General features: G+C 62.7%; 4 protein-coding genes. 2 read left to right on the plus strand and 2 right to left on the minus strand.

Features of this window, described 5'->3' with window-relative positions:
- Together EOA86_RS26525 and coxB are read right to left on the minus strand one after the other, a co-directional pair.
- Window positions 1-681: cbb3-type cytochrome c oxidase subunit I (locus tag EOA86_RS26525; RefSeq protein ID WP_206630140.1), on the minus strand; the 681-nt coding region annotated here is incomplete at its 3' end.
- Between the two features lie 37 nt (window positions 682-718).
- Window positions 719-1,603: a cytochrome c oxidase subunit II gene (gene coxB, locus EOA86_RS26530; protein WP_029355617.1), complete on the minus strand. Its 885-nt coding sequence runs from the start codon at window positions 1,601-1,603 to the stop codon at window positions 719-721.
- 374 nt (window positions 1,604-1,977) lie between these two features.
- Between coxB and EOA86_RS26535 the strand changes: the two genes are divergently transcribed.
- Both EOA86_RS26535 and EOA86_RS26540 read left to right on the plus strand, forming a co-directional pair.
- Window positions 1,978-2,547, plus strand: a complete 570-nt coding sequence (locus EOA86_RS26535; protein ID WP_065006221.1) for an invasion associated locus B family protein — start codon at window positions 1,978-1,980, stop codon at window positions 2,545-2,547.
- Between the two features lie 135 nt (window positions 2,548-2,682).
- Window positions 2,683-3,674: metallopeptidase TldD-related protein (locus tag EOA86_RS26540; protein ID WP_128344399.1), on the plus strand; the 992-nt coding region annotated here is incomplete at its 3' end.

A 3,674-nucleotide genomic window follows, 5' to 3' on the forward strand; every position in this document is an offset into this window, starting at 1 on the left:
GATCAGCACCGACCAGGCGAACAGCGGCATCTTGTGCAGCGTCATGCCAGGCGCGCGCATGTTGAAAATGGTGGTGATGAAATTGATGGCGCCGAGGATCGACGACGCGCCGGCGATGTGCAGCGACAGGATCGCAAGGTCCATCGCCGGTCCCGGCTGGCCCGACGTCGATAGCGGCGGATAGATCGTCCAGCCGCCGCCGACGCCGTAGGCGCCAGGCGCGCTCGGCACGAAGGCCGAGATAATCAGCAGGATGAAAGCCGGTGGCAGCAGCCAGAACGAGACGTTGTTCATGCGCGGGAAAGCCATGTCGGGCGCACCGATCATGATCGGCACCATCCAGTTGGCGAAACCGCCGATCAGCGCCGGCATGACCATGAAGAAGATCATGATCAGCGCATGCGCAGTGGTGAAGGCATTGTACATGCTCTTGCCGCCATCGAGCGCGGCGTCGGCATTCAAGCCGTAGACCATCTGCGCCAGGCCGGTGAAAATCTGGATTCCCGGCTCCTGCAGTTCCATGCGCATGACGACCGAAAGGGCACCGCCAACGCAGCCCGCCATGATCGCGAAGATCAGATAGAGCGTACCGATATCCTTGTGGTTGGTCGAATTCACCCACCGGACCCAGCCGTGATACGGCTTATGGTCGTGATCGTCGTGAGCTGCAGCGTCTGCCATGTTCGGCTCCGTTCCCTGATCTTTTCTGGTCGCGGCATCAGTTGCCGGCGGCCGCTACCTTGTCTTTGCTGTCGACCTCGGCCATCAGCGCCTTGTTGGCGCCGGGAAGGTCGGTGCCGGCTGCCGCCAGCCAGGTCTTGTACTGGGCGTCGGAGACGACGCGGATCGCGATCGGCATGAAGGCGTGGTCCTTGCCGCAGAGCTCCGAACACTGGCCGTAATAGAGGCCTTCCTTTTCCGCCTTGAACCAGACCTCGTTGATGCGGCCCGGAACCGCGTCGGTCTTGATGCCGAAGGATGGCATGGCAAAGGCATGAATCACGTCCGCCGCCGTCACCAGCACCCGGGTCATGGTGTTGACTGGCACCACCATCTCGTTGTCGACGGCGAGCAGGCGCGGATAAACGCCGCGATCCTCCTTGCCAGCCGCCGCGCGGTCAGAATCCGCCAGGATCGCGGAGTTGAAGGAAAGCGTGTTTTCGGTTTGGTATTCGTAGTCCCAGTTCCACTGGTTGCCGGTCGCTTTAATGGTCAGCTTGGCTTCTTCCGGCGGTGTGTATTGCGCGGTCAGGAGCTGAAACGAAGGGATGGCGAGACAGAGCAGCACGACGACCGGCCCAACCGTCCAGATCACCTCGATCAGCGTGTTATGGCTGGTGCGCGACGGGATCGAGTTGACGCTGGCACGGAATTTCAAGATGCAATAGGCGATAAGCGCGAGCACGAAGAGGGTGATCGGCACGATGAACCATAGCGTGTAGTGCTCGAACCAGGCGATCTGCCGCATCATGTCGGTGGCGGCGGGCTGGAAGGTCATTTCCCACGGCGCAGGCTGGGCCGCATGGGCGGATGCGCCGGTGAACAATGTGGCGGCAGCCCAAGCGCTCGCTAGGAGTTTGGCGCCTGCTAGGAATTTTCTCATTGCCGTCATTATCTCCCAGTTCCTCGCGATCGGACCGCAAGAATATCGAACAACGCCGGGACGGGAATCCCGGACAGTCCCGAGGCTGGTTCAAACCATACTCTATTTGCCTCCGCAAGAAAGGAGCGGAGGAAACCGTGCGGCATTTTTGCGCGCAAGCCCGGCTGCGCATTTTGGCGACGGCCGCGGCGGTGGCGGATCGCGGAAGCCCGAGCGGCGGACTGTCCTGGCAAAATGCGCCGGGCTGTCGCAATTCGGGCGAATTTGGCACGGAAAAGCGCACAATTGCCTTGGTCGAGGCAGGCCGGAAGTGGTCTCATCCTTTACTTGCCCTTGGCGCGGCTTAAAGTGCCGTGATTCGCATTGGAGCCGTCATGAACTCTTGGCTTTGGGAACTTGGGCTTTCGAGACTTGGGCTTTCGAGAACCTTGGCGAACGTCATCTTTCTCGCCGCGGTGTCTAGCGTTGGCCTGTCTGGCGTCGGCCTGTCCAGCCAGGCCAAGGCTGCACAGCCAAGCGGCAAGGTGCGGTCGACGCATGGCGCGTGGTCGATCATCTGCGACACGCCGGCCGGCGCCACATCGGAACAATGCGTGATGATGCAGAACGTCGTCGCCGAGGACCGTCCAGAGATGGGGCTTTCCGTCGTCGTGCTGCGCACCGCCGACAACAAGGCTGAAATCCTGCGCGTGCTGGCGCCGCTCGGCGTGCTGCTGCCCAACGGGCTCGGCCTCAATGTCGATGGCAAGGACATCGGCCGGGCCTATTTCGTGCGCTGCTTCCAGGACGGCTGCTACGCCGAGGTCATTCTCGAAAAGCCGCTGCTCGACACGCTGAAGACCGGAACGTCAGCCACCTTCATTGTCTTCCAGACGCCGGAGGAAGGCATCGGCATCCCGGTCGAGCTCAAGGGTTTCGCCGACGGGTTCGCCGCCCTGCCTTGAGAACCGGTCAGAACCCAAGATCCGAGAAAGCGATTGTGACTGGCCTTTGGCGATGACAATGGTCGTCGTCGATTGTCCCGGCGCACGTTCGCGCCTACATCGTGAGGACAACCTCTTTCCACGGACGGACCTGCCATGAACAGCCTGATCGGCCAATTCGACATTTCCGACGCTCGCATCAAACAGATCGTCGCCGAGACCATCAACGGCGCCGACGACGGCGAGCTGTTCCTCGAATACAGCGAAAGCGAAGCGCTGATGTTCGACAATGGACGGCTGAAGACCGCCAATTTCAATACCGACCAGGGTTTTGGGTTGCGTGCTGTCGCCGGGGAAGCGAGCGGCTACGCACATTCCAGCGATCTTTCCGAAGCATCGCTGCTGCGCGCGGCCGACGCCGTCTCGACGGTGAAGGGCGGTTATTCCGGCACGCTTGCCGCGGCACCCGCCCGCACCAACCGCCATCTCTATGGCGACGAGAACCCGATCCCCTCGCCCTCCTTCGAGGCCAAGGCCAAGCTGCTTCAGGAAATCGATGCGTGGCTGCGAGCCGAGGATCCGCGCGTGCGACAGGTGACGGCTTCGCTCGCCGCCTCCTGGCAGCATGTCGAGATCGTGCGTGCCGACGGCCAGATGGTGCGCGACATCCGCCCGCTGGTCAGGATCAACGTGTCGGTGGTGGTCGGCAACGGCGACCGCCAGGAGAGCGGCTCCTACGGCATGGGCGGACGCAAGGCATTTGGCGAATTCCTGGTCGAGGAGAGCTGGAAGCACGCGGCCAAGGAGGCGCTGCGGCAGGCGCTGGTCAACCTCGAAGCGGTCCCGGCGCCCGCCGGCACCTTCGACATCGTGCTGTCGAGCGGCTGGCCGGGCGTTATGCTGCACGAAGCCGTCGGCCACGGGCTGGAAGGCGACTTCAACCGCAAGAAGACATCGGCCTTCGCCGGACTGATGGGCCAGCAGGTGGCCGCGAAGGGTGTCACCGTCGTCGACGACGGCACCATGGCCGAACGGCGTGGGTCGCTGACCGTCGATGACGAAGGCACGCCGTCGGCCCGCAACGTGCTGATCGACGACGGCAAGCTTGTCGGCTATATGCAGGACCGCCAGAACGCCCGGCTGATGGG

This window comes from Mesorhizobium sp. M5C.F.Ca.IN.020.32.2.1 (assembly GCF_004023105.1).
Taxonomy (GTDB): Bacteria; Pseudomonadota; Alphaproteobacteria; order Rhizobiales; family Rhizobiaceae; genus Mesorhizobium; species Mesorhizobium wenxiniae.